19 protein-coding genes and 1 other annotated feature are annotated in these 24291 nt (G+C 65.9%); of the genes, 8 read left to right on the plus strand and 11 right to left on the minus strand.

The annotated features are described in order from the left end of the window. Nucleotides 1–92: 92 nt before the first annotated feature. Nucleotides 93–1910, minus strand: coding sequence for a hypothetical protein (locus SPMU_RS08180; protein WP_088333390.1), 1818 nt, complete (start codon nucleotides 1908–1910; stop codon nucleotides 93–95). Between the two features lie 150 nt (nucleotides 1911–2060). Between SPMU_RS08180 and SPMU_RS08185 the strand changes: the two genes are divergently transcribed. Next, the gene (locus SPMU_RS08185; protein WP_245832911.1) at nucleotides 2061–2480 is read left to right on the plus strand and encodes a GtrA family protein; all 420 of its coding nucleotides are present in this window, start codon (nucleotides 2061–2063) and stop codon (nucleotides 2478–2480) included. Nucleotide 2481: 1 nt separating this feature from the next. Then, nucleotides 2482–3210: a class I SAM-dependent methyltransferase gene (locus SPMU_RS08190; protein ID WP_088333392.1), complete on the plus strand. Its 729-nt coding sequence runs from the start codon at nucleotides 2482–2484 to the stop codon at nucleotides 3208–3210. 23 nt (nucleotides 3211–3233) lie between these two features. Here the strand turns inward: SPMU_RS08190 and SPMU_RS08195 are convergent, their stop codons facing one another. From SPMU_RS08195 to SPMU_RS08210, 4 genes are all read right to left on the minus strand, one after another. Further along, nucleotides 3234–4250 (minus strand): glycosyltransferase family 2 protein, encoded by a 1017-nt coding sequence (locus SPMU_RS08195; protein WP_088333393.1) that lies wholly within the window; start codon nucleotides 4248–4250, stop codon nucleotides 3234–3236. A gap of 53 nt (nucleotides 4251–4303) precedes the next feature. Continuing rightward, a complete protein-coding gene (locus SPMU_RS08200) occupies nucleotides 4304–6118 on the minus strand; it encodes a DUF885 domain-containing protein (protein WP_088333394.1) in 1815 nt (604 codons plus the stop codon). A 123-nt stretch (nucleotides 6119–6241) separates the two neighbouring features. Then, nucleotides 6242–8347, minus strand: coding sequence for a RelA/SpoT family protein (locus SPMU_RS08205; RefSeq protein ID WP_088333395.1), 2106 nt, complete (start codon nucleotides 8345–8347; stop codon nucleotides 6242–6244). Nucleotides 8348–8459: 112 nt separating this feature from the next. After that, a complete protein-coding gene (locus SPMU_RS08210) occupies nucleotides 8460–8819 on the minus strand; it encodes a CC_3452 family protein (protein ID WP_088333396.1) in 360 nt (119 codons plus the stop codon). 153 nt (nucleotides 8820–8972) lie between these two features. On the opposite strand from SPMU_RS08210, the gene SPMU_RS08215 reads away from it, so the two are divergent. Next, nucleotides 8973–9446, plus strand: a complete 474-nt coding sequence (locus SPMU_RS08215; RefSeq protein ID WP_211275750.1) for a winged helix-turn-helix transcriptional regulator — start codon at nucleotides 8973–8975, stop codon at nucleotides 9444–9446. 69 nt (nucleotides 9447–9515) lie between these two features. On the opposite strand, the gene SPMU_RS08220 is transcribed toward SPMU_RS08215, so the two are convergent. Then, entirely contained in the window at nucleotides 9516–10241 is a 726-nt protein-coding gene (locus tag SPMU_RS08220) for a dienelactone hydrolase family protein (RefSeq protein WP_088333398.1), read from the minus strand. A 124-nt stretch (nucleotides 10242–10365) separates the two neighbouring features. On the opposite strand from SPMU_RS08220, the gene gpmA reads away from it, so the two are divergent. The 3 genes from gpmA to SPMU_RS08235 all read left to right on the plus strand — a co-directional run bounded on the left by gpmA (nucleotide 10366) and on the right by SPMU_RS08235 (nucleotide 12720). Then, nucleotides 10366–11052: a 2,3-diphosphoglycerate-dependent phosphoglycerate mutase gene (gpmA, locus tag SPMU_RS08225; protein WP_088333399.1), complete on the plus strand. Its 687-nt coding sequence runs from the start codon at nucleotides 10366–10368 to the stop codon at nucleotides 11050–11052. Between the two features lie 23 nt (nucleotides 11053–11075). Further along, nucleotides 11076–11975, plus strand: a complete 900-nt coding sequence (gene rarD, locus SPMU_RS08230) for an EamA family transporter RarD (protein WP_088333400.1) — start codon at nucleotides 11076–11078, stop codon at nucleotides 11973–11975. Nucleotides 11976–12045: 70 nt separating this feature from the next. Beyond that, nucleotides 12046–12720, plus strand: a complete 675-nt coding sequence (locus SPMU_RS08235) for an NAD(P)H-dependent oxidoreductase (RefSeq protein ID WP_169715659.1) — start codon at nucleotides 12046–12048, stop codon at nucleotides 12718–12720. Nucleotides 12721–12752: 32 nt separating this feature from the next. Here the strand turns inward: SPMU_RS08235 and SPMU_RS08240 are convergent, their stop codons facing one another. The 4 genes from SPMU_RS08240 to SPMU_RS08255 form a co-directional block, all read right to left on the minus strand. Further along, nucleotides 12753–14000 carry a putative DNA modification/repair radical SAM protein gene (locus SPMU_RS08240; protein ID WP_088333402.1) on the minus strand — a complete coding sequence of 416 codons (1248 nt, stop codon included), beginning with the start codon at nucleotides 13998–14000 and terminating at the stop codon, nucleotides 12753–12755. 77 nt (nucleotides 14001–14077) lie between these two features. Next, the gene (gene smc / locus SPMU_RS08245; protein WP_088333403.1) at nucleotides 14078–17479 is read right to left on the minus strand and encodes a chromosome segregation protein SMC; all 3402 of its coding nucleotides are present in this window, start codon (nucleotides 17477–17479) and stop codon (nucleotides 14078–14080) included. Between the two features lie 163 nt (nucleotides 17480–17642). Next, nucleotides 17643–19223, minus strand: a complete 1581-nt coding sequence (locus SPMU_RS08250) for an acyl-CoA dehydrogenase family protein (protein WP_088333404.1) — start codon at nucleotides 19221–19223, stop codon at nucleotides 17643–17645. Next, complete coding sequence (locus SPMU_RS08255) at nucleotides 19223–20434, minus strand: acetyl-CoA C-acetyltransferase (protein ID WP_088333405.1); 1212 nt, start codon at nucleotides 20432–20434, stop codon at nucleotides 19223–19225. Before SPMU_RS08255 ends, SPMU_RS08250 begins: the two co-directional genes overlap by 1 nt. 373 nt (nucleotides 20435–20807) lie before the next feature. Continuing rightward, nucleotides 20808–20863: a sequence feature (sul1 is cis-regulatory element that is thought to sense ions involved in sulfur or methionine metabolism; They are found in Alphaproteobacteria), on the plus strand. 80 nt (nucleotides 20864–20943) lie between these two features. Between SPMU_RS08255 and SPMU_RS08260 the strand changes: the two genes are divergently transcribed. Beyond that, nucleotides 20944–22422, plus strand: coding sequence for a SulP family inorganic anion transporter (locus SPMU_RS08260; RefSeq protein WP_211275751.1), 1479 nt, complete (start codon nucleotides 20944–20946; stop codon nucleotides 22420–22422). Between the two features lie 146 nt (nucleotides 22423–22568). Here SPMU_RS08260 and ispG read toward each other — a convergent pair whose 3' ends face one another. After that, a complete protein-coding gene (ispG, locus tag SPMU_RS08265; protein WP_088333406.1) occupies nucleotides 22569–23693 on the minus strand; it encodes a flavodoxin-dependent (E)-4-hydroxy-3-methylbut-2-enyl-diphosphate synthase in 1125 nt (374 codons plus the stop codon). Between the two features lie 71 nt (nucleotides 23694–23764). Between ispG and SPMU_RS08270 the strand changes: the two genes are divergently transcribed. Beyond that, on the plus strand, nucleotides 23765–24286 hold the full coding sequence (locus SPMU_RS08270; RefSeq protein ID WP_088333407.1) for a DUF1993 domain-containing protein: 522 nt from the start codon (nucleotides 23765–23767) through the stop codon (nucleotides 24284–24286). The last annotated feature ends 5 nt before the right edge of the window (nucleotides 24287–24291 follow it).

Genomic DNA, 24291 nt, shown 5'->3' on the forward strand with positions numbered 1-24291 from the left:
GCGATCCACGGCGCGAAAATCGCTGCTGGCCGAGGACAGGCTGGAAGCGGCCGAATTTCTCCACCAACAGGCCACGCGTCGTTGGGCGGAGGCTATGTGCCGCCGTGTTCGATCCGGAACAATCGAAGCGGAGAGCCCTTGGGCAGCGGTATCGGGGTCAGCCAGTCGAACGTCTCGCCATGCGCTAGCCGGTCATAGAAACCGCCCGGCTTGCGGTCGCGATAGACCGTCGATTCCGCCATGTTCGGGCATACCAGCATCAGCGTCGCGCCATGTCCCGTCATGATCGCACGGGCCTCCTCCGGCGATCCCTTGAAGGCATGGTGCACATCGAGGATCGCATCGCCATTGCGGTGATAAGGCCCGGCGATCGCATCATGATGGGTCAGCGTGATGAGGCGCGGGCCCAGATCGACAAAGGTGAATATCGTCGCACGAGGGATCCGGTTGAGCGGCGCCATGGCCGGCACGGTCATGCATCGCCCCGTGGCGCGATTGACCCGCTGAACATAGGGCTTGGGCTTATCGATCGGCAGCGTGCCAAGCATAACCGTCGCAAATGACCCGGAAATCAGCGTGAATACGGCGGCACCGGCAAATACCCGCACGAAGATCGAACGCTGCGTCAGCAGCCACGGCAGCAGGAAAAAGGCTAGCGCCGTCACGCCCGGGATCGCCATCATCTGCGCCGCCGCACCGGCCCGCACCTGCCACAGCAGCATGGAAACCGAGAACAGCGCGAACAGGCTGACTGATGCCCAGCCGACCACGCTGGCGCTACGCCGCGCCCGCCACGTCGCGATCACGGCGCCGATGATCCCCATGACAGGCAGCGCCGCGAGCGGGAACGCCGTTCGGAAGGGATGGCGGTAGATCGGCTTCGCCTCACGCACGTTGCTCAGCCAGCTGGTGTAAAGCTCGTCCGAGACCTGTTCCGGCCGCGCCAGGCATTGCGGAAACATCAGCGCGAACGCCCCCGCGATCGCCCCGCCGACGATCGCGGCAAGCAAGACGCGCACTCGCCGGTCGCCGGGCGACATCATCGCGAGCAGCGCCAGCCCAGCCCCCGCGGCCACGAATACGCTGAGCCAGATCGGCGTCAGCGCATCGCAGCGCATCACCCGGTTCGCTTCGGAGGCGAAGATCACGTAACCCGCGGCGCATCCGCCGCCCAACGTCAGGGCATAGCTCATCAGGCGCCCGCGCTCTGCCGCGTCCCACACCCAGCGAAGCGCGATGATGGCCCCGGCCATCGCGCAATATGGCAGCATTTCCAGCCCGATCGCGAGCGATACGGCACTCGCCAGCCCGACGATCGCGCCGCCGCGCGGGCCCTTGGGGTCACATAACCCGGCAACGGTCAGGCTCAGCATCGCCAGCTGCCAACCATGATGATCGATGCGATCAGGCATGAACATCATCAGCGCGACCGTGGAGCTCATCATGAAGATAATGGCGAGGGGCCATGCAAGCGGCGCCACCAACCGCCGTACGGTGGCGCCCAGCGCCACCAGCACGATGCCGAGCGGCAGGAGCGGGGCGATGCCGCACGCCAGTTTCTCCGCTTCCGCAACGCCCACCAGAGGACGGAGGAGCAGGATCAGCCCGGCGATCGGGAGGTCGACGATCCGCGACCAGTGGATATCAAATCCCTGCGGTGGATTGAGCCGATAGTTGCGCAGATCATACCAGCCTTGGCCGTCAAGCAGGGCGCGCACCTGCATCAGGCGCATGTTGTCGTCGGTATCGCCAAGCGACAGCCAATGGATCGCTGCCCAGCGCTTCCAGACGTAGAAGATCGCGATCACCACCCACGCGATGGTGGTCAATTTGATCCAGTGCCGGTCCAGCTCGTTCGCCAATGGTTGCAGTCGATTGTTCACGGGCTTTCCTCGTGGGCGCCGGGGCATTAGAGGCCCGCCACATTCAATTGCTCGCTCTGGCTTCTCGCAGGCGCCACTTCTCTTCGGTCACGGAAAAGGGCAGGGCTTTGAAAAGCTCAGCCCGAACGGGCTGTTCGAGGCGTCCGCCTCTAGCCGAGGCGGCACAAAGGGCAAGGCGTGGACGCAATCCGCAACAAGCACGCATCGGGGATGCGCGAGACGTTTTGGCAACTCGTCCGCTTCGGAATAGCGGGTGGGCTGGCAACGCTTTGCTATGCCGCTGTTTATTCCCCGCTGGCCGCATTCAAGATCACGTCAGAACAGGTGGCGAACATTTGCGGCTACCTGGTCGCGATGGGCTCGGGTTACATGCTCCACAGCAAGTGGAGCTTCCGAGGTCACGGCACCGCCGCAGCAAGCTCGATGCCGAAATTCTTTGCTGTGTCACTGGTCAGCTTCGCCATGAACACGTTCTGGGTATGGCTGCTGACCGACGATGCCGTGTTTGCGGGTGCCTGGTGGTGGCCGCTCGTTCCGATCGTTCTGGTGACGCCGTTCGTCACCTTCGCTCTCAATCGTTTGTGGGTATTCGCCTGATATGGATCGCCGCGTCTATGACCGCATGGCTGAGCATGATTCCACCCATTGGTGGTATCGCGCCCGCCGTGACATCCTTGCCGATTTTCTGGCGCGTGAGGCCAACCTGCCGCAGCACGCGCGCATCCTGGAGATCGGGTGCGGAACCGGCCACAATCTGCCGATGCTTGCGCAGTTCGGTACCGTGGACGCGATCGAGATCGATCCCGCCGCGCGGGATGTCGCGGGCAAGCGGCTCGGCAAGCCGGTGGGGGATGCGCCGCTGCCGGCGCTCCCGGGCGTGCCGCACGGGCAATATGATCTGATCGCCGTACTGGACGTGGTAGAGCACATCGAGGACGACGTCGCCGCGCTGCGCGCGATGCGGGAGCGATTGGCGCCCGGCGGCAAAATCCTCATCACCGTGCCTGCGCACCAGTGGATGTGGAGCGCGCATGACGTGGTGAACCATCATCACCGCCGCTACTCCAAAGGGAGCCTTGAGAAGGCGATCGGAGCTGCCGGGCTTCGCTCCCGTAAGCTGGGATACTTCAACTCTCTGCTGTTTCCGCTGGCTGCGGGGGCGCGCATCGCTGGCCGCTTCACCGGCCGTGATGACAGCGACGACAGCCCACCGCCCAGGCCGGTCAACGCCCTGTTCGAAACGATCTTCCGCATCGAACGTCATCTGGTTGGGCGGTTTCCCATGCCGCCGGGCGTCTCCATCCTGACCCTGGCGGAGCCTGCCTAAGGAATGTGGTGGCGAAGACGCGCCTATTCGCGGTCTTCGTCTACCATTTCGCTTTGCGGAATGCGGGTGCCCGCGGCCTGAAAGCCGAGCGTGGACCGGCGATGCACCGTGCCGGCAATGTCCGCGACAAGGTAAAGCGGTCGCCGCTTGGATTCGATATACAACCGTCCGATATATTCGCCGATCATGCCGAGCACGAACATCTGCACCGCGCTCAGCACTGTCACGACCAGCATGGTGGATGTCCAGCCCTGCACCGGGCTACCGTCGAAGTAACCCCAGAGAATGTAAACCAGCAGCAGAAGCGACGCGCCTGCCAGAGCGACGGAGGCATGGCTGGCGAAGCGCAGCGGCGCGGTCGAGAAGCCGGTCACGGCATCAAAAGCCAGCCGGAGCATCCGGGATAAAGGATAATTGGTCTCGCCCGCGTGTCGCTCCGCGCGATCATAGGGGAAAGGAACTTGGCGAAAGCCGATCCAGGCCACCATGCCGCGGATGAAACGCGCCTGTTCCGGCAAGGCGAGCAGGGCATCGAGCGCGCGGCGCGACATCAGTCGGAAATCGCCGGTATCCAAAGGGATCGGCGTGTCAGTGAGCCGATCAAGCACGCGGTAGAAGGCCGCCGCGGTCGCCTTCTTGAACAAGGTTTCGCCAGCGCGCTTCCGCCGGACCGCATAGACGACGTCGGCGCCTTCGCGTGCCATGGTCTCGCGCATTTCCGCAACCAGTTCGGGCGGATCCTGAAGATCGGCGTCGATGATCAGGATCTGCTCGCCGGAGCAAAGATCCAGCCCGGCGGTCAGCGCGAGCTGGTGGCCGTGATTGCGGGACAGGTTGATCGCCGCCAGCTTGGGATCGGCGGCAGCGAGTTGCTGCATGATCGGCCAGCTGGCGTCGCGGGAGCCGTCGTTGATCAGGATAATTTCATGATCCTCACCCACAGCGGCCATCGCGGCGGCGGAGACGCGCTGATGGAGCAGGGGCAGGGTGGCTGCTTCATTGAAGCAGGGAATGACGATCGAGAGTGCGGGACGGTGCATGATCGCGGCGATCTACAGGCCGCCCCGCACGAAATCACGTGGAAGTTGCGCGCTCAGGCGCGAGCCTGCTCCTCCACCAGCCGCTCCAGGATAGTCAGCGGCACCGCGCCATATTGAAGCACCTCATGGAATTGCTTCAGGTCGAAGCGATCGCCGCGGATCTGCTGGGCGCGCTCGCGTGCCCGCAGCCAGGTGGCGTGGCCCACCTTGTAGCTGCATGCCTGCCCCGGCTGGGTGCTGTAACGTTCGATTTCACGCTGCGAGCGGGGCTGCGCGAAGCCGACCGTTCGGACCATGTAATCGGTCGCCTGTTCGCGGGTCCAGCGCTTGGTATGAAGGCCGGTGTCGATCACCAGCCGCGCGGCGCGGAACAGATAGCTTTGCAGGAAGCCGGCGCGTTCCAGATCGTCGACATAGCCGCCAAGCTCGTCCGCCACGCTTTCGGCGTAGAGCGCCCAGCCTTCCGAATAAGCGCTGAAGAAGCTGAGGTTGCGCAGCAGCGGCTGCGGGGACTTCTGCGCGATCGAGATCTGCAGGTGATGCCCCGGCACGCCTTCGTGATAGGTGAGGCTAGGCAGCGAATACTTCGGCCAGTCGCCAACGCTCTTCAGGTTGATCCAGTAGATCGCCGGCCGCGAGCCATCGAGCGCGGCGCGGCTGTAATAGCCGTTGGACGCGCCGTCCTGGATCTCCACCGGCACCGCGCGGATGTCCAGCGGCTCGCTTGGCGGGTTGATGAACGCCTGGCCCAGCTTGGCCGTGAGCGCTGCATTTCCTTCGTTGAGGCTTTTGATCAGCGCCGCGCGCCCTTCGGCCGTATCTGGGTAAAGCTGATCCGGCCGAACGTTGAGCGCGTTGAGGCGCTCTCCCACATTGCCCTTCGTCAAACCCTGCTTCCGGAGAATGGCATCGAGCTGCGCGCTGATGTCGGCGACCTGCTCGAGGCCCATCTTGTGGACCTCATCGGGCGTATATTTGGTGGTGGTGGCCTGCTCCAGCGCGGCGGCGTAGATGGCTTCGCCCTGCGGCACGTCCCAGATGCCCGCCGAGCTGCGCGCGCCCGGCCGCAATGCCTTGATCAGTGCAATTTGCCGGTCAAGCGCAGGATAGATCTCCGCTTCGACGATCCGGGCCGCACGGGCCTGCCAATCGCCCGGAATGTTCTTCGCAGCGGCACGTTTGGCGACCGATTGGGCAAGACCGCTTTGCGCCGGCGCGAACGACCGTAGCTTCGCCATCTGCGCAAGCGTCAGGTCCAGCGAAAAGTCCGGTGCGAGATAGCCGCGCGCGGCCTCTTCCTTCTGATCCGCGGTATCTTGATCGAGTCGCTTCGCAAAGGCGCCGAGGCGGCTGAGATAAGCCTCGCAATCTTCCGCCGTGTTGATCGTGTGCGACGAGTTCAGAAAATCCGGCGTCGAGAAATAGCTGCCGCCCTGCTGGAAGATGGTGAAAGGCCGCTGCACGCCATCGAGCTTGAACCGGTCGTATGGCACCGCGCGCGTTTCGAGCGAGTACAGAACAACCTCACGGTCCAGCTTGGCGCGGGATGACAAGGGAGCAGGGTCGACAGCGCGTACCGCCGCGATCGCTTGCTTGAGTTCGGCACGTGCGGCCGCCTTCCCAGCTGTCGAACCATCCGACAGCTGGCGCTTCAGCGCAGCGTTGGCGCCCTTGTCCATGCCCAGCGATGTGGCGAGTTCGGGCGAACGCTGGAGCGTTTGCGCAAAGATCTTGTCGAACAGCGCATTCAGTTTCGCATCTGCGGGACTCGCCGGCAAAGCAGTGGAGCGCTGCGCGCGAAGTGCTTCGGGAACCAGCGCGAAAGCGGATGCGGCGCTGGCGGACGCGAGGAATGTACGGCGATCCAAGGGCTTGTGCCTTTCACTGAGGTAATGATGCGATCCTAAACATGGCAGTGACGGTGCCGCAAGTGGAGCGCAGCAGTTCCGATGCCCGCGTCAGCCGTTCTGCCGTTCGGGCCTTGCTCTGGATCAGACCCGTTCCACCGAGTTGACGGCATCGGCCGCGCGCAACGCCGACAGCAAGCGCATCAACTGATGCGCGTCATGGACCTCGACGTCGATTACGTTGGTGTGAAACTGCGTGTCACGCGTGTCGAGGCGAAGATTGATGATGTTGGCCTTATGCTGACCGATAATCGTCGCCAGCACGCCCAGGGCGCCCGGCTCGTTTTTCACCTCAACGGCGATGCGCGCCGTCGCGCCCTCCGTGTCGTTGCCCCATTTGACATCGAGCCAGTCGGTTTCCTCGTCCGATCTGTCCGCGAGTTCGGCAAGGGTGGCGCAATCGATACGGTGCACCTCGATGGACGCATCGGGCCGGCGCAGGCCGACGATGCGATCGCCAGGGACGGCGTGGCAGCATTCGCCCAGTTCATAAGCGACGCCAGGTGCCAAGCCATCGATCGAGATGGCCGACGATTGTGGCGGCGCATGGGCGACGTCCGCTCCGGCCGATCCTGGCATCAGCGCTTCCATCACCTGCGCGTCTGTCAGCTTACGACGCGCGATGGCCTGCATGAGCGCCGCTTCGTCCGCCAGCTTCACTCGCCGGAGTGCCTGGGTGAGGGCGTCGGTGCCAAGCGGGGCGGGCAGACGTGCCACGATGTCGTCGTAGAGCTTGCGGCCAAGCGCAATGGTTTGATCGCGTTCCACCTGCCGCAAGTGGCGACGGATCGCGGCCAGCGCCTTGCCGGTGATGGCAAAGTTCATCCAATTGGGTTGCGGTGTTTGCGCCTTTGATCGCAGCACCTGCACCTGATCGCCATTCTCGATCACGGTGCGCAGCGGAACGACGCGGCCATTGATCTTTGCACCAACCGCTTGATCGCCAAGATCGGTGTGGACGGCATAAGCGAAGTCGATCGGCGTCGCGCCCTTGGGCAACTGGATCAGTTCACCCTTGGGCGTGAACGCAAAGATGCGATCCTGGTACATCGCCATGCGCGTGTGTTCGAGCAGCTCTTCGGGGCTGCCGGCGGTGTCCAGGATCTCCACCAGATCGGCGATCCAGCTATGCTGGGTCTGCGGGCTGACCCGTGCGCCCTGCTTATAGGCCCAATGCGCAGCCAGGCCGAATTCGGCCTCCGCGTGCATTTCCTCGGTGCGGATCTGGATCTCGACGCGCTGGTTCTCGGCATGGATCACCGATGTGTGGAGCGAGCGATAGCCGTTGCGCTTGGGCGTGGAGATGTAATCCTTGAACCGGCCAGGCACCATCGGCCAGCGGCGATGGATATGCCCAAGCGCGGCGTAGCAATCATTCTCCGTCTTCACGATGGCGCGGAAGGCCATGATATCAGACAGCTGCTCGAAGCTGATGTGCCGTTCCTGCATCTTTCGCCAGATGCTGTAGGGATGCTTTTCGCGGCCCGTCACTTCCACGTCGACGCCGTGGCGTGACAGCAGCAGCTTCAGGCCCGAGGCGATCTTGGTGATACGGTCGCCGCCGCCAGCCTTGAGCTGTTCCAGCCGGCGGGTGATTGATTCATAGGCTTCGGGTTCGAGCTGGGCGAAGGCGAGCGTCTGCATCTCCTTCATGAACTCGTACATGCCGATCCGCTCGGCGAGCGGCGCGTAGATCTCCATCGTCTCGCGCGCGATGCGGCGGCGCTTCTCTTCGGATTTGATGAAGTGAAGCGTGCGCATGTTGTGCAGCCGATCGGCCAGCTTCACCAGCAGCACACGAATATCGCCGGACATGGCGAGCAGGAATTTGCGGAGATTCTCCGCCGCGCGCTCGCTCTCCGTTTGCGCCTCGATCTTGCTGAGCTTGGTAACACCCTCGACCAGCCGGGCGACATTCTCCCCGAAGAGCTGCTGGATCTGTTCGCTCGTCGCGACGGTATCCTCGACGGTATCGTGGAGGATCGCGGTCGCGATCGTTTCGTCGTCCAGGTGAAGCTCGGTCAGGATGCCGGCCACCTCGATCGGATGGCTGAAATATGGATCGCCGCTGGCGCGCTTCTGCGTGCCATGGGCGTTGACCGAGAAGACATAGGCGCGATTGAGGAGCGCCTCGTCAGCGTCAGGATCGTATTCGAGGACCCGATCTACAAGTTCATATTGCCGCAGCACGCCTGAGGTCTGAGCAGGCGGAAGAATCTTTGCAACAAAAAAGGGCTAGCCAGAAAAAAGGGCCCGCATCGAGCGATGCGAGCCCTCTTCCGTTTATCGGCGGGAGTGCCGATCAGTTAGCCGGCGCCTGCGCGGTCACAGCCTTTGCCGCAGTTGCCTTGCCGCCCTTCGCCTTGGCGTTGCAGGCGTCGAGCTCCGCACCGTCGAATGCCGTGCCGTTCACCGTGAAGCCGGTCAGGGCGCCGGCGCTGCGGGCAACAAGCTGGCACGCGATCATCTCACGGATCGGCGCGTTCGTCGCAACGTAGGCGCCGTCACGAACCTGCCACGAGGTGTCGCGCGTGATCAGAAAGCTCTTGGTCGGTGCCGCTGCAGGCGTGGCGACATAGGTGTCACGCGAGGCGGCGGACACGCCCACGGCCGCAAGGAGCGCAGCAGAGGCAAGAACGGACTTGGCAAGGATGCGAATCATGGAAGTCACTCCCGAAACCTAATGCGTTCCACCTAAATGTTGCAAAAGCGAGTTTCAATAGGCAACTCGCATGTGCGAGTTGCAAGACGAAACTTTTTTTCTATTCGGTACCGGCGGGTTGATGGAGTACCGTTGGGGTCGTGAGGAGAACTGATGGATAAACTGCGGGAACCCTTGGGGGAATGCAGCCTTCCTGCCGCGTTGGAGACGATGGGCGAACGCTGGGCGTTCCTGATCCTGCGCGCGGCTTTCAACGGGTTACGTCATTTCGAGGAATTTCAGTCCGAGCTGGGGATTGCCCGCAACATCCTGGCAAGCCGGCTGGGGCGCTTCGTCGATTACGGCATCATGGAGCGGCAGTCGCTCCTCGAGGATCGGCGCAAGATCGCTTATTGCCTGACCGACAAGGGCTATGCCTTGCTGCCGACCATGGTGGCCCTGCGACAATGGGGCGAGCGCTGGGAGACGGGCTGCCCGGCTTTCCCGATCCTGGTGGACGCGCGGGATAACCGGCCGATCCAGCAAGTCGCTGTCCTGAGCCATGATGGCCGGGTGCTCGGCAAGGACGATCTTCACTGGGCGCTGCCCGGCGATGTCGCGAACGAGGACCGCGACGCCGCCGAGTAACGCCATCGCGGGATCATTGAACAATGGCCTACGCGGCGCGAGGTGAATAGCAGGCGCTGTGGGGATCGCTCAGAGGAACAGTTCCGCAAGGAAATCGCTCATCGCCTTCCAGCTGCGTCGGTCGGCGCGCGGCTCATAGGCGACGCCGGGCGCGGCGGGCTGGATCAACGCTGTGTCGGTGAAGGCGTGGCCCGCGTTGCCATAAGCATGGATCTGCCAGTCCGCTTGCGCTTCCGTAAGCTCGCGGCCGAGCGCCACCATCTGGTCGGGCGTCGCCAGCGGATCTTCCCAGCCGTGGCATACCAGCAGCTTGGCCGTGATCGGCGACACATTGGCATAATCCGGTCGATCATAGACCCCGTGGAAACTCACCCCGCCGAGGATCGGCAGCCCGCTGCGCGCCATGTCGAGCACGCACTTGCCGCCGAAACAGAAGCCGATCGCGCCGACCTTTGCTGGCTCCACCGCGGCGAAGCCACGCAGCGCTTCAAGGGATGCCGCCAGCCGATCACGCAGCAAGGTGCGATCGGCGTCCAGCATGTTCATATATTCGGCCACGTTTTCGCTGCCGCGGGTCTTGCGCTTGCCCTGGCCATAGACGTCGCAGGCGAGCGCGACATATCCGAGCTTCGCAAGGTCCTCGGCCTTCTTGTTGTCCGATTCCTTCTGGCCAAGGATGTTGGGGCACACGAGCACGCCAGGGCGCGGCGTTTCCACCTCGTCCTCCCAGGCGATCACGCCTTCGAACGGCCCGCCGGGGCCGTCATAGATCAGGGTTTGCCGGACGATCGCCATGGCACTCTCCTTTCAAAGCTGCGCCCCTAGCTTGTCGAAGGGCTCTGCTTCTCTCTATCAGCGCGGCGACAATGGAAAAGGCAGCGCGTCGCGCAGTGGGACGCGAACGGGAGACAGTTGAACCATGCCAAAGCTCGTTCTGATCCGCCACGGCCAGTCCGCCTGGAACCTCGAGAACCGCTTCACCGGCTGGTGGGACGTTGATGTGACCGAGAAAGGCGCTGCCGAAGCAAAGGCAGCGGGCGAGTTGATGGCGGCAAAGGGCCTCGACTTCGACCTGACCTTCACCTCGCTTCAGACGCGCGCGATCAAGACGCTGAACCTTGCGCTGGAGGCAATGGGGCGGCTGTGGCTGCCGACGGAGAAGCATTGGCGCCTGAACGAGCGGCATTACGGCGCCCTCACCGGGCTCGACAAGGCGGAGACCGCGGCCAAGCACGGGGAGGAGCAGGTCCATATCTGGCGCCGCAGCTTCGATATCCCGCCGCCCGCGGCCGAGCCGGGCGGGACCTATGATATGACCAACGATCGTCGTTATGCCGGCATCGAGGTTCCCGCGACCGAGAGCCTGAAGGACACGATCGCCCGCGTCCTCCCCTATTGGGACGAGCGGATCGCACCGGCGCTGAAGGACGGGCAGCGCGTGCTGATCTCCGCGCACGGCAATTCGCTGCGCGCCCTCGTGAAGCACCTGTCGAACATTCCGGACGACGAAATCACGAGCCTGGAGATTCCGACCGGGCAGCCGATCGTCTATGAGCTCGACGAACAGCTGGTCGCGACAGACCGTTATTACCTCAGCGAACGCTGATCAGACAAAAAAGGGCCGCCGCTTTGACCGAAAATGCCGCGCGCGGCGGCCTGCTGCTGGGCCTTGGCGCTTATACGATGTGGGGCGTTCTGCCGCTCTACTTCCGCCTGCTGGCGACGGTGCCCGCGATCGAGGTGCTGGCTCACCGGGTGATCTGGTCGCTGGTGCTGCTGATCGCCGTGGTCACGGCCATGCGGCGCTGGCGGACGATCAGAGCGGCCGCCAGCGGACGGACGATCGCGATGCTGGCCGCCAGCGCCACGCTGATCGCTATCAATTGGCTGATCTATATCTGGGCGGTGAACAACGGGCACACGCTGGCCGGCAGCCTCGGCTATTTCATCAATCCGCTGCTGAACGTCGCGCTCGGCGTGATCGTGCTCGGCGAACGGCTGCGCAAGTGGCAGGGCGCGGCGCTGGCGCTTGCGACGACCGGCGTGGCCGCGATGGCCCTCGTTGCGCTCGATACCTTGTGGATCTCGCTGTCCCTGGCGGTGAGCTTTGGCTTGTACGGGCTGGTCCGAAAGGTGGTGGCGATCGACTCGCTCGGCGGGCTTCTGATCGAGACCTTGCTCTTGGCACCAGCATCGTTTGGCTATGTGCTCTACCTCGGAAGTGTGGGCAGCGGAGCCGCGGGGCGCGCCCTGTCCACGGACGTGCTGCTGGTTGCGCTTGGCGCGCTCACCGCGCTTCCCTTGCTGATGTTCGCTGCCGCTGCCCGGCGGCTTCCCTATTCGACGTTGGCCCTCCTGCAATATGTGGCGCCGTCGCTCCAATTTGTCGTGGCAGTGGCGATCTTCGGGGAACCGCTGCGTCCCCTGCATTTCCTTGTTTTCGGCCTGATCTGGGCGGGTTGCGCGGTCTTTGCCTGGGACAGCGTCCGCAATGCGCGCGCGGCGCGTATTGCTGCGGCCGAGCGATAACCGCGGGCACGTTCGATCGCGTCGCCGGATGTGCTATGTCACCGGCGTGACGAGCAAGGGAGATCAGGACATGACCCGGTCAGAATCCGAGGCGATCCGCCACCATCTGGTGTTCGCCAATCCGAGCCGGACTAGCTTCGATGGCCAGATCGTCGACGCTTATGTCGAGGCGGCCGAGCGCCACGGGCAGGAAGTGATCGTGCGTGATCTCTACGCCATGCAGTTCGATCCCGTGCTGCGCGACGAGGAGCGCCCGCTTCATGGCGATGGCCAGATTTCGCCCGACGTCGCCGCCGAACTGGATCTGCTCCAGTCAGCGCATATTCTTGTTCTTGTTTACCCGATCTGGTTCGCGCTGCCGCCCGCCATTCTGAAAGGCTATGTCGATCGGGTGCTGGGTTCCGGCTATAGTTTTCGAGACATTCAGCAGCAGTCCGGCCATCCTGCACTGAAAGGCAAGCCGCTCCTTTCCTTCAGCACATCCGGCACGTCCTTGCCGTGGCTGCACAAAAAGGGCCAGGTTGGCGGTCTCCGTGAGCTCTTCGACGCGTATTTGTGGCAAGGGTTCGGGATGCAGCAGGCCGAGCATCTTCGGATCGATTCGGTGGTGCCCGACATGGACGCCGCTTATGCGGCGGAGCAGCTGGAGCGGGTGCGCGCCACCGCGGAGCGCACCTGTGCGAAGCTGCTGAGCGATCGGCACGCGCAGCGAACCACATCGGTCATGTCCGGGAAGGCCGGCTAACCCGCACAAGTCGGTCGCCGGGACTGTCGTCGCTAGGCGGCGAACAGCTCGAGCTGCTGCTTGCGAGGCGCAACAAGCGGCTTGAGCTCCGCCTTGTCGGCCAGCGCCACCGGACGCCAATCCTCCGCCACGATGAACGGCCGGATCTTGGCGATTGAAACCGTCAGACGCGCCACGTCGTCCAGGCGCAGCCGACGCCAGCGGCGGCTGGTGAGGATGTTGGCCACGGCTTTCGTCCCCAGACCTGGCACGCGCAACAGCAGTTCGCGCGGGGCGCGGTTCACATCTACCGGGAAGCTGCTTCGGAACTTGAGCGCCCAGGCAAGCTTCGGATCGATGTCGAGCGGCAGCATGCCTGTCGCTTCGTCCGCCGCAGCAACCACTTCCTTTGGCTCAAAGCCATAGAAGCGCATCAGCCAGTCGGATTGATAGAGCCGGTGCTCGCGCATCAATGGCGGGCGTTGAAGCGGCAGCACCGCGGAGGCATCGGGAATCGGGCTGAACGCCGAATAATAGACGCGGCGAAGCTCGAAACGATCGTACAGCGTCGCAGCCTTGGTGACGATGTCACCATCGGTCGCCGCATCGGCGCCAACGATCATCTGCGTCGATTGGCCGGCGGGTGCGAACGTCGGCGCAGACTTGTAGCGCTTCTTGGCATCGCGGGTGTCGAGGATCGAGGTCTTGAGCCCGCCCATCGCCCCTTCGATGCGGCGGTTGTCCTTTTCGGGCGCCAGTCGCTTCAATCCGCTAACGGTGGGCAGCTCGACGTTGATCGACATGCGATCGGCGTAGAGCCCCGCCTGGTGGATCAGCTCAGGATCGGCATCGGGGATCGTCTTGAGGTGAATATAGCCGCGGAAATTGTGATCTTCGCGCAGCGAGCGCGCCACCTCGACCAACTGCTCCATCGTGTAATTGGGCGAGGCGATGATGCCGGAGGAGAGAAAAAGCCCTTCGATATAATTGCGGCGATAAAAAGAGAGGGTGAGGTGCACCACCTCCTGCGCGGTGAAGCGCGCGCGCCTGACGTTCGAGCTCTTGCGATTGATGCAATAATGGCAATCGAAAATGCAGCTGTTCGTCAGCAGAATTTTCAACAGGCTGATGCAGCGGCCATCCGGGGCATAAGCATGGCAAATGCCCATCCCTTCGGTGGAGCCGAGGCCCTTGCCGTCTCGTGAGTTGCGCTTTGCGGTGCCGGAGGATGCGCAAGACGCATCGTATTTCGCCGCATCAGCCAGGATTTCGAGCTTCTGTCGGACGTCGAGCTGGGCCATGCGTTCTATATAAGTTCCGCATGTGCCGATGTCGACCTCGCGGCTTTGGCCGGGGTGACGCGGCAATCGGCCGGCGGTTAGTGTTCGGTGATCAGCAGGTTTTCGGCGCTGCGCAGGTCGACTGAGACGAGGCGGCTGACGCCGCGCTCGATCATGGTGACGCCGAACAGGCGGTGCATGCGGCTCATCGTCACGGCATTGTGGGTGACGATGAGGTAGCGCGTCTGCGTCTCGCGGCTCATCCGGTCGAGCAGGTCGCAGAACCGCTCAATATTGGCGTCATCGAGCGGGGCGTCGACTTCGTCGAGGACGCAGATCGGCGCGGGATTGGTGAGAAACAGGCCGAAGATGAGTGCCACCGCGGTCAGCGCCTGTTCGCCGCCGGAGAGCAACGTGAGGGATTGAAGCCGCTTGCCGGGTGGCTGCGCCATGATCTCCAGCCCCGCCTCGAGCGGATCGTCCGAATCGATCAATTCGAGATGCGCCTGGCCCCCGTTGAACAAGGTGGTGAACAGCCGGCGAAAGTGTCCGTTCACCGCCTCGAAGGCGGCGAGCAGGCGCTGTCGGCCTTCGCGATTGAGCGTGCCGATCGAGCCGCGGAGGCGGTTGACGGCTTGGCCAAGCTCCGCTCGCTCCGCGGCATTGCCGCTGGCGCCGGCCTCAAGCTCGGCGAGCTCCTGTTCGGCAACGAGATTGACCTGGCCGATCCGCTCGCGATCGCGGGTGAGCCTGTCGTGCGCGGCGGCTTCCTCCTGCGGCGTGCGGATGTCGGCGCTGTCGAAGCCGACCTTCTCGGGCAGGACGGGCGCGGGACATTCGAAGCGTTCACCAGAGACGCGGCCAAGCTCGACACGGCGTAGTTCCTGGCTTTCGGCGCGGGCGGCGGCGCCAGCGCGTGCCTCGCGTGCCTCGGCGAGCGCTTCGCCGGCGCGGCGGGCGGTCTCTTCGCTTTGGCGGAGCGCGGCCTCAGCGGTGCGTTCGGCAGCGGCGAGATCGTCGGCGGTCTTGCGAGCGGCATCATGCGCGGCGGCAGTGTCGGTGATGGCGGCGGCGAGTTCGTCCGGTCGCGTAGTGATGGCGGCAGTTTCGGCGGCGATCTCCGATTCACGCTTGCCCATGTCGGCGATCCGGCGTGCGGCGTCTCCGGCGCGGGCGCGCCAGCTTTTCACATCGGCCTGGGCGGCGGCGAGCCGCGTGCGGGCCTCTTCGGCGGCGCGCTCGGTTGCCGCGCGGGCGGCACGGGCTTCGGCGACGGCGGCGCGGCGATGCTCCGCCTCGAGCTGGAGCGTCGTGACGGTGGCGGCGGTGGCGCTGGTGTCGGGAAGCGCAGTGAGTGCGGCGGCGGCGGCCGCATGGTCGCGCGCGGCTTCGTCGCGCTCGGCGGTGGTGCGGGCAGCGCGGGCGTCGAGATCGGCGCGCAGGCCGGCGAGCCGCTCGATCTGCGCGGCGGCGCGATCCTGCCGAGCGCGGGCGTCGCGCGCCGTGGAGTCGGCTCGGGCGAGCTGTTCGCGCGCGGTTCGGGCAGCGGTTCGGGCGGTGGCGATTGACCCTTCCTCGCAGGCAAGGTCGGCCTCGGCCTGCTGCAACCTCTGGCGGGCGGCGGGAAGCGCTTCGTCGATCGCGACGAGGCGGTTCAGGCGTTCGAGTCGCTCGGCGGCCGCGGCGCCGCTTTGCTTGGCGATAAAGCCATCCCAGCGGCGGAGTTGGCCGGTGCGCGTGACTAGCCGTTCGCCGGGCGCGAGCGGTCGCTGGTCGTCGGTGTCGAGCACGATGATGTGCGCGAGGCGGTGTGCGAGGAGGGCGGGGGCGGTGACGTGATGGATGAGCCGGTCGCGCGGGGCGGCGGCGCCTCCACCCGCGGTCGCGGCGGCGTCCGACCAATAGGCATTGGCCTGCTGATCGAGGCCGATTTCCAGGTCGTCGCCGAGTGCGGCGGCGAGGGCGCGTTCGTAGCCAGGGGCGGCGCGGACGTGATCGAGCAGGCGGTCGCGGCCCTTCCGCTCGGTGGCGCGGCGGAGCGCGGCGGCTTCGCTGTCGAGGGCAGCGAGATCGGCGCGGGCGGTGGCGCGGGTGGCTTGCGCGGCGTCCCGCGCGGTGAGCGCGGTGCGTTCGGCGGTCTCTGCGCTCGCCTGGGCGGCGCGGGCAGCTTCGGCTTGCTCGAGGGCGGTGGTGAGCGTGGCGGCGGCGGTGTCTCGCTCGCGTTCCAGCGGGGCGGCTTCGCCGAGCGCGGCGAGTTGCTGCGCGACCTGCGCCACTTCGCGCTCGGCGCGATCGAGGCGGGTGCGGGCGGCAGTCGCGGCGGCATGGGCGACGCGGGCGTCGGCGGCTTCGGCGGCCTGGCGAGCGAGCGCCTGGGCGAGCGCGACTTCGGCGTCGCGGGCGAGGCGTTCGGCGTCCGCGAGCGCGGTTTCGCGCTGCGGAAGATCGCTCGCGGCGGTGGCAATGGCGGTTTCCAGCGCCTTGCGCTCGGCGTCGAGGCGGGCAAGTGCTTCTGCCGCATCATTGGCGAGGGCGCCTTCGCGGGTGCGGTCGTCGGCGATGCGGGCGGCGGCTTGGGTGAGCTCGGCGAGGCGGCGGCGGGCGGCCTGTTCCTCGGCGCGGAGGGCGGCGAGTTGGTGGGCGATGTCGCTGCTCTGCTCGCGTGCTTCGAGCGCGGCGGCGCGCGCGGTGGCGAGCGTTTCGGTGGCCTTTGCTTGGGTTGCAGCGGCCTGTTGCTGGAGATGATTGGCCTCGGCAGCGCGCGCGTCGGCCGCGCTCGCTTCTGCCTTGGCCAGATCGGCCGCGGCGGCTGCCTCGCGCCAGCGGGCGAAGATCATGCGCGCCTCGGCGGCGCGGATTTGTGTGGAAAGTAGGCGGTACTTTTCCGCCTGGCGGGCCTGGCGGCGCAGCGCGGCGGCGCGGGCTTGCTGATCGGCGATCACCTCGTCCAGCTTGGCGAGGTTCGCCTCGGTGGCGCGCAGCTTCTGCTCGGCATCGCGGCGGCGGACGTGCAAGCCCGCGATCCCCGCCGCTTCCTCCAGCATCGCGCGCCGGTCGGCAGGCTTGGCGGCGATCACCGCGCTGATCCGGCCCTGGCTGACGAGCGCGGGGGAGTGGGCGCCGGTCGCGGCGTCGGCGAACAGCAAGGAGACGTCCTTGGCGCGCACGTCCTTGCCGTCGATGCGATAGGCGCTGCCGGCGCCGCGCTCGATGCGGCGGACGACTTCGGTTTCCTCGCCGTTGATTTCGGCCAGGAGCGACACCTCGGCGAAGTCGCGCGCGGGGCGTGTCGCGGTGCCGGCGAAGATCACGTCTTCCATGCCGGCGCCGCGGAGCGATTTCGCGCTGTTCTCGCCCATGGTCCAGCGCAGCGCTTCGAGCAGGTTGGACTTGCCGCAGCCGTTGGGGCCGACGACGCCCGTCAGCCCCGGCTCGATGCGCAGGTCAGCGGGATCGACGAAGCTCTTGAAGCCGGAAAGGCGAAGGCGCTTGATCTGCACGGTCGCGGCGTCTTGGCGCGATCAGTGGGCGCTGTGCAAGAGGAGGGCGGCAGCTGAAGCAACTGCACTGGCTGTCATGCTGGCATCCAGTTCCCCGCGCACCTCACGCCGGGGGAGGTTGCGGCCCGGTGGATGCCGGGACGAGCCCGGCATGACGGGTAGATCAGTTGCGCTGCAAGACCAGGCCGCGGGCGATCACCTGCGCCTGGATCTCGGCGGCACCTTCGAAGATGTTGAGGATGCGCGCGTCGCACAGGATGCGGCTGATCTCGAATTCGAGCGCATAGCCGTTGCCGCCGTGGATCTGGAGCGCGGCATCGGCATTGCTCCACGCGGCGCGGGCGGCGAGCAGCTTCGCCATGCCGGCCTCGATATCGCAGCGCTTGCCCGAATCCTTGGCGCGCGCGGCGGCATAGGTGAGTTCGCGCGCGGCGATGAGATCGACGAGGCTCATCGCCAGTTTGTCGGCGACGCGCGGGAAGTGGATGATTGCGCGGCCGAACTGCTGGCGGTCCAGCGCATAGGACAGGCCGAGTTCGAGCGCGCGGCGGGCGACGCCGACGGCGCGCGCGGCGGTCTGGATCCGCGCGCCCTCAAAGGTGCGCATCAGCTGCTTGAAGCCCTGGCCCTCCTCGCCGCCGAGCAAAGCATCGGCGGGGGCGGCCATGCCGTCGAACGACAGCGCATATTCGCGCATGCCGCGATAGCCGAGCACCTCGATCTCGCTGCCCGACATGCCGGGGGCGGGAAAGGGATCGTCCTCCGTGCCGCGCTGCTTGGGGACGAGCAGCATCGAGAGGCCGGCATAGCCTTTTGCATCCGGCAGGGTGCGGGCGAGCAGCGTCATGAGGTCGGAGCGGCTGGCGTGGGTGATCCACGTCTTGGCGCCGTCGATCCGCCACGTATGGCCGTCGCGGCGTGCGCGGGTCTGGAGCGAGCCGAGGTCGCTGCCGACATCGGGTTCGGTGAAGACGGCGGTAGGGAGCACCTCGCCACTGGCGATGCGCGGCAGCCATTCGGCCTTTTGCGCCTCGGTGCCCGAGCCGGCGATCAGCTCGCCCGCAATTTCGGAGCGTGTGCCGAGCGAGCCGGCGCCGATCCAGCCGCGCGACAATTCCTCGGTGACGATGCACATGACGAGCTTCGACAGGCCGAGGCCGCCGTAGTTTTCGGGGATGCAGACGCCGAAGGTGCCGAGGTCGGCCATGCGCGCGACGGTCGTATCGGGGATCAGATCGTTGGCGAGGTGCCAGCCGTGTGCGTGGGGCAGGATTTCGGCATCGGTGAAGCGGCGGAACTGGTCGCGGATCGCGTCGAGCTCGGCATCGTGGAGCGTTTCGCTGGGCCATTCGCCGGCGGCGAGCCGCTCCACCAGCGCCCGGCGGTCGGCGGCGGCGTCATGATCGAGGAGGTCGGCGCAGGCGGTCGCCAGCGCGCGGGCCGGGGCGGCGAGGCCAAGGTCGGCAGGGCGGAACAGCTCATTCTGGCCCATCGGCAGGCCACCGACGAGCTGGGCGATGCTTTCTTGGAAGGCGAGGCGGGCGACCAGGGCGTTTGTCTCGCCCGCGTTGCGATCGGCCCACTCGGCCACCGCCTCCAGCGCCGCGACGGTGGTGGCGACCCAGGCGAAGCCGTGGGCGGCGCGCTGCTCGGTGTCGATCGGCGCGACATCGAGCCGGGCCGCGAGGGCGGCACGGGCGTCGTCGCGATAGCGTTGCGCCGCTGCCAGTGCCGCCCTCAGCATCAGGCGCGCTCGAAGATCGCGGCGATACCCTGGCCGCCGCCGATGCACATCGTCTCCAGACCATAGCGGCCGTCGCGGCGGACGAGCTCGCGGGTCAGGTTGGCGAGGATGCGGCCGCCGGTCGCGCCGATCGGGTGGCCGAGAGAGATGCCCGAGCCGTTGACGTTGAGGATTTCGTTACGGCTGTCGCCCTTGCTCCAGCCCCAGCCCTTGAGCACGGCGAGCACCTGCGGCGCGAACGCCTCGTTCAGTTCGACGAGGTCGATGTCGGACCAGGAGAGGCCGTTGCGGCCGAACAGGCGCTCGACTGCCGGCACCGGGCCGATGCCCATGCGCGAGGGATCGCAGCCGGCGGCGGCCCAGCTGTGGAACCAGGCAATCGGCTCAAGGCCGAGCTCTTCCAACTTGTCTTCGGCGACGACGAGGCAGGCGGCCGCCGCATCATTCTGCTGGCTGGCGTTGCCGGCGGTGACGACGCCGCCTTCGAGCGGGCGCAGCTTGCCAAGCGATTCCGCCGTCGCGTCGGGGCGGAAGCCTTCGTCGCGGTCGAAGACGATGGGATCGCCCTTCTTTTGCGGCACCGAGACGGGGACGAGCTCGTCGGCGAACAGGCCCTGTTCCCAGGCGGCGGTGGCGCGCTGGTGCGAGCGGACGGCATAGGCATCGGCCTCTTCGCGGCTGATGTCGTAATCCTTGGCGAGATTCTCGGCGGTCTCGATCATGCCGCTGATGACGCCGAACCGCTCGACCGGCTGCGACATGAGGCGGCCGCGGGTGAGGCGATCGTGGATGGTGAGGTTGCCGGCGCGCACGCCTTTGCGGATGTCCGTCGTGTAATGCTCGACGTTGGACATGCTCTCGCAGCCGCCGGCGACCACGACGTCACTGACGCCGGTCTGCACCATCATCGCGGCGTCGATCACGGCCTGAAGCCCCGAGCCGCAGCGGCGATCGAGCTGATAGCCCGGCACTTCGATCGGGAGGCCGGCGGCGAGCCATGCCCAGTGGCCGATCGCGGGCGCTTCGCCACTGCCATAGCCTTGCGCGAACACGACATCGTCGACGCGGCTCGGATCGATCTTCGTGCGCTCCATCAGCGCCTTCAGGATCGTGGCGCCGAGCTGGCCGGCGGTGAGCGAGGAGAGGCTGCCGCCGAACTTGCCGACGGGAGTGCGGATGGGGGCGACGATGGCGGCGCGGCGGAGGGTCATGGGGTCAGCTCCTGCAAAAAAGCGGAGACGCGACTGGAGGTGACCGGCGCTCTCCTTGTTGCGTTTTCGCCTACCGGATGGCCAGGGCGGTTTCAACTATGCGGATTGTTATTCAGCGGGTTGAAACGGCGTTGCCCGTCGTACGGAACATCTGCGAAGCGCATCGGGCCATGCCGGGCTGGTTCCGGCATCAACCGCGCCGCAGACTTTAAGGTGTTGAGTGTGTGGAACCGTGGATCCCGGCACAAGGCCGGGATGACGCGGTTTATGGGGCAGCGGGAGCATTCCTCGGCGGCCTCGTCATGCCAGGACGCGCCCGGGATGACGATGGCTTGCCTCATTGCCTTCCATGCGGCTATGGCGCGCGCATTCGCATGGACCCGGTGCAAGCCCGGGTGGCTATCCCGGCCGCTGATCCGCCGGGCAACCTGCACAGATCTGATTATCCTGCCGCCTGCCTCTTGCTGCGCGCGGCTGTCTGTGTTGCGTTAAACAGGTTCTCCCTTTTCATGCTTTCCCGTTTTCGAACTGAGTGGTTCGCTGGCGCCGGTGATGTGCGGCGCGAGACACTCGCCGGCATCGTCGTCGCGCTCGCGCTGATCCCCGAGGCGATCGGTTTCTCGATCATCGCCGGGGTCGATCCCAGCGTCGGCCTTTATGCCTCGGTGGCGATCGCCATCATCATCTCGTTCCTCGGTGGCCGCCCGGCGATGATCTCCGCCGCCACAGCCGCCGTCGCCGTGGTGGTGACGCCGCTGGTGCGCGATCATGGCGTCGATTACCTTTTTGCCGCGACCATCCTGATGGGCGTGATCCAGATCGCGGCAGGGCTGCTGCGGCTCGACCTGTTGATGCAGTTCGTCTCGCGGTCGGTCATCACCGGCTTCGTCAACGCGCTGGCGATCCTGATCTTCATGGCGCAGCTGCCGCAGCTGACCGGCGTGACGTGGCATACCTATGCGATGGCCGCGGCGGGGCTGGCGATCATCTACCTGTTGCCGCGGGTGACGAAGGCGGTGCCATCGCCATTGGTGGCGATCATCGTGCTGGCGATCGTGAGCATCGCGATCGGCCTGCCGGTGCGCACGGTGGGTGAGATGGGGCGGCTGCCCGAGGGGCTGCCGAGCCTGGCCTGGCCCGATGTGCCGCTGACGCTCGACACGCTGCGGATCATCCTGCCCTATTCGCTGACGATGGCGGCGGTGGGCCTGCTTGAATCGCTGCTGACGGCGCAGATCGTCGACGACATGACCAATACTGACAGCGACAAGCGGCGCGAGTGCATGGGGCAGGGCGGGGCCAATATGGTGGCGGCGCTGGTCGGCGGCATGGGCGGCTGCGCGATGATCGGCCAGTCGGTGATCAACGTGACGTCGGGCGGGCGCAAGCGGCTGTCGACCTTTATCGCCGGGGCGTTCCTGCTGTTCCTGCTGGCAGTGCTTGGGCCCGTCGTTGGGCGGATCCCGATGCCGGCGCTGGTCGCGGTGATGATCATGGTGTCGATCGGGACGTTCAGCTGGAATTCGATCCCGAACCTCAGGCGCCATCCGCCTACGTCTTCGGCGGTGATGCTGGTGACCGTAGCGGTCGTGGTCGCGACGCGCGATCTGGCACAGGGCGTGCTGGCCGGCGTGCTGCTGTCGGGCATCTTCTTCGCGGGCAAGGTGCAGCGGATGTTCGCCGTCGAGCGCGAGGAGGAGGGCGAGCGGGTGTTGTATCGGGTGAGCGGGGAGATCTTCTTTGCGTCGGTCGATCGATTCACACGGGCGTTCGCGCCCGAGGACGGCCGTGCGGTGACGATCGACGTCTCGGCGGCGCACTTCTGGGACATTTCGGGGGTGGGCGCGCTGGACAAGATCATCGCGCGGCTGCGGCGTGATGGCTCCGTCGTGGAGGTGATCGGCTATAATCGCGCGAGCGCTGATCTGATCGATCGCTTTGCGTTGCACGACAAGACGGGGGTGGAACTGGGCGTCGTGCCGCATTGAGCGTGCGCTTTCCGGCATCCAGCCGTCTGCGCACGCCACCGGGGGTTGGACGTGTGGAGGGCTGGATGCCGGGACAATCCCGGCATGACGGGAGGGTTTAGGTCACAACAACCCGCACCAAAGTACCACTTTGGTGCGCAGCCCTTTTATTCTGCCGCTACCTTGGTCGCCTCGCTGGCGGCCTCCAGCTCGGCGGCCTTGGCCTCGACCAGGCGGACGATGTGGTCGATCATGCCTTCGTCCTGCACGACGTGGTCGGTGACGCCCGAGAGGTACACCATGTGCTTGCCGTTGCCGCCGCCGGTGAGGCCGATGTCGGTCTCGCGCGCTTCGCCCGGGCCGTTGACGACGCAGCCGAGCACCGAGAGCGACATGGGCGTGCGGATGTGCTGGAGGCGTTCCTCCAACGTCTGCACCGTGCGGATCACGTCAAAGCCCTGACGCGCGCAGCTCGGGCAGCTGACCACGCGCACGCCGCGGTTGCGGATGCCGAGCGATTTCAGGATCTCGAAGCCGACGCGCACTTCTTCTTCGGGCTCGGCCGAGAGCGAGACGCGGATCGTGTCGCCGATGCCGTACCAAAGGAGCGAGCCGATACCGATCGCGCTCTTCACCGTGCCGCCGACAAAGCCGCCCGCCTCGGTGATGCCGAGGTGCAGCGGGCAATCGACCGCTTCGGCGAGTTGCTGGTAGGCGGCGACGGCGAGGAACACGTCCGACGCCTTCACCGCGACCTTGAACTCATGAAAGTCGCGGTCCTGAAGCAACTTGATGTGATCGAGCGCCGATTCGACCAGCGCCTCGGGGCAGGGCTCGCCGTATTTCTCCAGCAGGTCCTTTTCGAGGCTGCCGGCATTCACACCGATGCGGATCGCGCAGCCGTTTGCCTTGGCGGCGTTGACCACTTCGTTGACGCGATCGGCGGAGCCGATGTTGCCCGGGTTGATGCGCAGGCACGCCGCGCCGGCGTCCGCTGCCTCCAGCGCGCGCTTGTAGTGGAAATGGATGTCCGCGACGATCGGCACGCGCGCGGCACGCACGATCTGCTTCAGCGCGGCGGTCGATTCGACGTCCGGGCAGCTGACGCGGATGATGTCGACGCCGGCCTCCTCGCAGCGGCGGATCTGGTCGATCGTGGCGCGCGCATCGTCGGTCGGCGTGTTCGTCATCGTCTGCACGGTGACGGGGGCGTCGCCACCGACGGGCACGTCGCCCACCATGATCTGGCGGCTCGCGCGGCGGTGAATATCGCGCCAGGGGCGTAGGGACATCGAAGGGCTTCCTATCGGCTTTGGCGGCGATATAGCGCTTCCCACATATAAACGAAACGTGGGGCAGGACGATGACGCTTTCTCTGTACGATGCGGTGATCCCGTCGAACATCCAGATCCTGGGCGCGATTGATCGCCTGCTGGACAAGGCGGAGGCGTATGCGGCCGAAAAGGGCATGAGCGCGGCCGAGCTGATCGACGCGCGGCTGGCGCCCGACATGCTGCCGTTCGGTTATCAGGTGAAATCGGTTGCCGAGCATTCGGTGGGCGGGATCGAAGGCGTGCGCGGCGGCAATTTCTCGCCCAGCATGGTGCCGTGGCCGACCAACTTTGCCGGGCTGCACGAGCGAATCCGCGGCGCCATCGCGGCGCTGGAGGCGGTTGATCGGGCGGAGTTCGACGCGCTGGTCGACAAGGACACGCAATTCTCGATGGGTGAGCTGCGCATGCCCTTCACGGGCGCGCAGTTCCTGCTCTCCTTCTCGCAGCCCAACTTCTATTTCCACGCCACCACCGCCTACGCGATCCTGCGGGCGCAGGGGATGAAGATCGGCAAGCGCGATTTCCTCGGCGCGCTGCGGATGAAAGCCTGATCCGG

The sequence above is a fragment of the Sphingomonas mucosissima genome (assembly GCF_002197665.1).
Classification (GTDB): domain Bacteria; phylum Pseudomonadota; class Alphaproteobacteria; order Sphingomonadales; family Sphingomonadaceae; genus Sphingomonas; species Sphingomonas mucosissima.

Excerpts from the sequence above, each read along its gene's own strand:
- SPMU_RS08180 (WP_088333390.1), bottom strand. The coding sequence starts at position 1,910 with ATGCCCCGGCGCCCACGAGGAAAGCCCGTGAACAATCGACTGCAACCA.
- SPMU_RS08190 (WP_088333392.1), top strand. The coding sequence starts at position 2,482 with ATGGATCGCCGCGTCTATGACCGCATGGCTGAGCATGATTCCACCCAT.
- SPMU_RS08195 (WP_088333393.1), bottom strand. The coding sequence starts at position 4,250 with ATGCACCGTCCCGCACTCTCGATCGTCATTCCCTGCTTCAATGAAGCA.
- SPMU_RS08210 (WP_088333396.1), bottom strand. The coding sequence starts at position 8,819 with ATGATTCGCATCCTTGCCAAGTCCGTTCTTGCCTCTGCTGCGCTCCTT.
- SPMU_RS08215 (WP_211275750.1), top strand. The coding sequence starts at position 8,973 with ATGGATAAACTGCGGGAACCCTTGGGGGAATGCAGCCTTCCTGCCGCG.
- SPMU_RS08220 (WP_088333398.1), bottom strand. The coding sequence starts at position 10,241 with ATGGCGATCGTCCGGCAAACCCTGATCTATGACGGCCCCGGCGGGCCG.
- gpmA (WP_088333399.1), top strand. The coding sequence starts at position 10,366 with ATGCCAAAGCTCGTTCTGATCCGCCACGGCCAGTCCGCCTGGAACCTC.
- SPMU_RS08235 (WP_169715659.1), top strand. The coding sequence starts at position 12,046 with ATGACCCGGTCAGAATCCGAGGCGATCCGCCACCATCTGGTGTTCGCC.
- SPMU_RS08240 (WP_088333402.1), bottom strand. The coding sequence starts at position 14,000 with ATGGCCCAGCTCGACGTCCGACAGAAGCTCGAAATCCTGGCTGATGCG.
- SPMU_RS08250 (WP_088333404.1), bottom strand. The coding sequence starts at position 19,223 with ATGCTGAGGGCGGCACTGGCAGCGGCGCAACGCTATCGCGACGACGCC.
- SPMU_RS08255 (WP_088333405.1), bottom strand. The coding sequence starts at position 20,434 with ATGACCCTCCGCCGCGCCGCCATCGTCGCCCCCATCCGCACTCCCGTC.
- SPMU_RS08260 (WP_211275751.1), top strand. The coding sequence starts at position 20,944 with ATGCTTTCCCGTTTTCGAACTGAGTGGTTCGCTGGCGCCGGTGATGTG.
- ispG (WP_088333406.1), bottom strand. The coding sequence starts at position 23,693 with ATGTCCCTACGCCCCTGGCGCGATATTCACCGCCGCGCGAGCCGCCAG.
- SPMU_RS08270 (WP_088333407.1), top strand. The coding sequence starts at position 23,765 with ATGACGCTTTCTCTGTACGATGCGGTGATCCCGTCGAACATCCAGATC.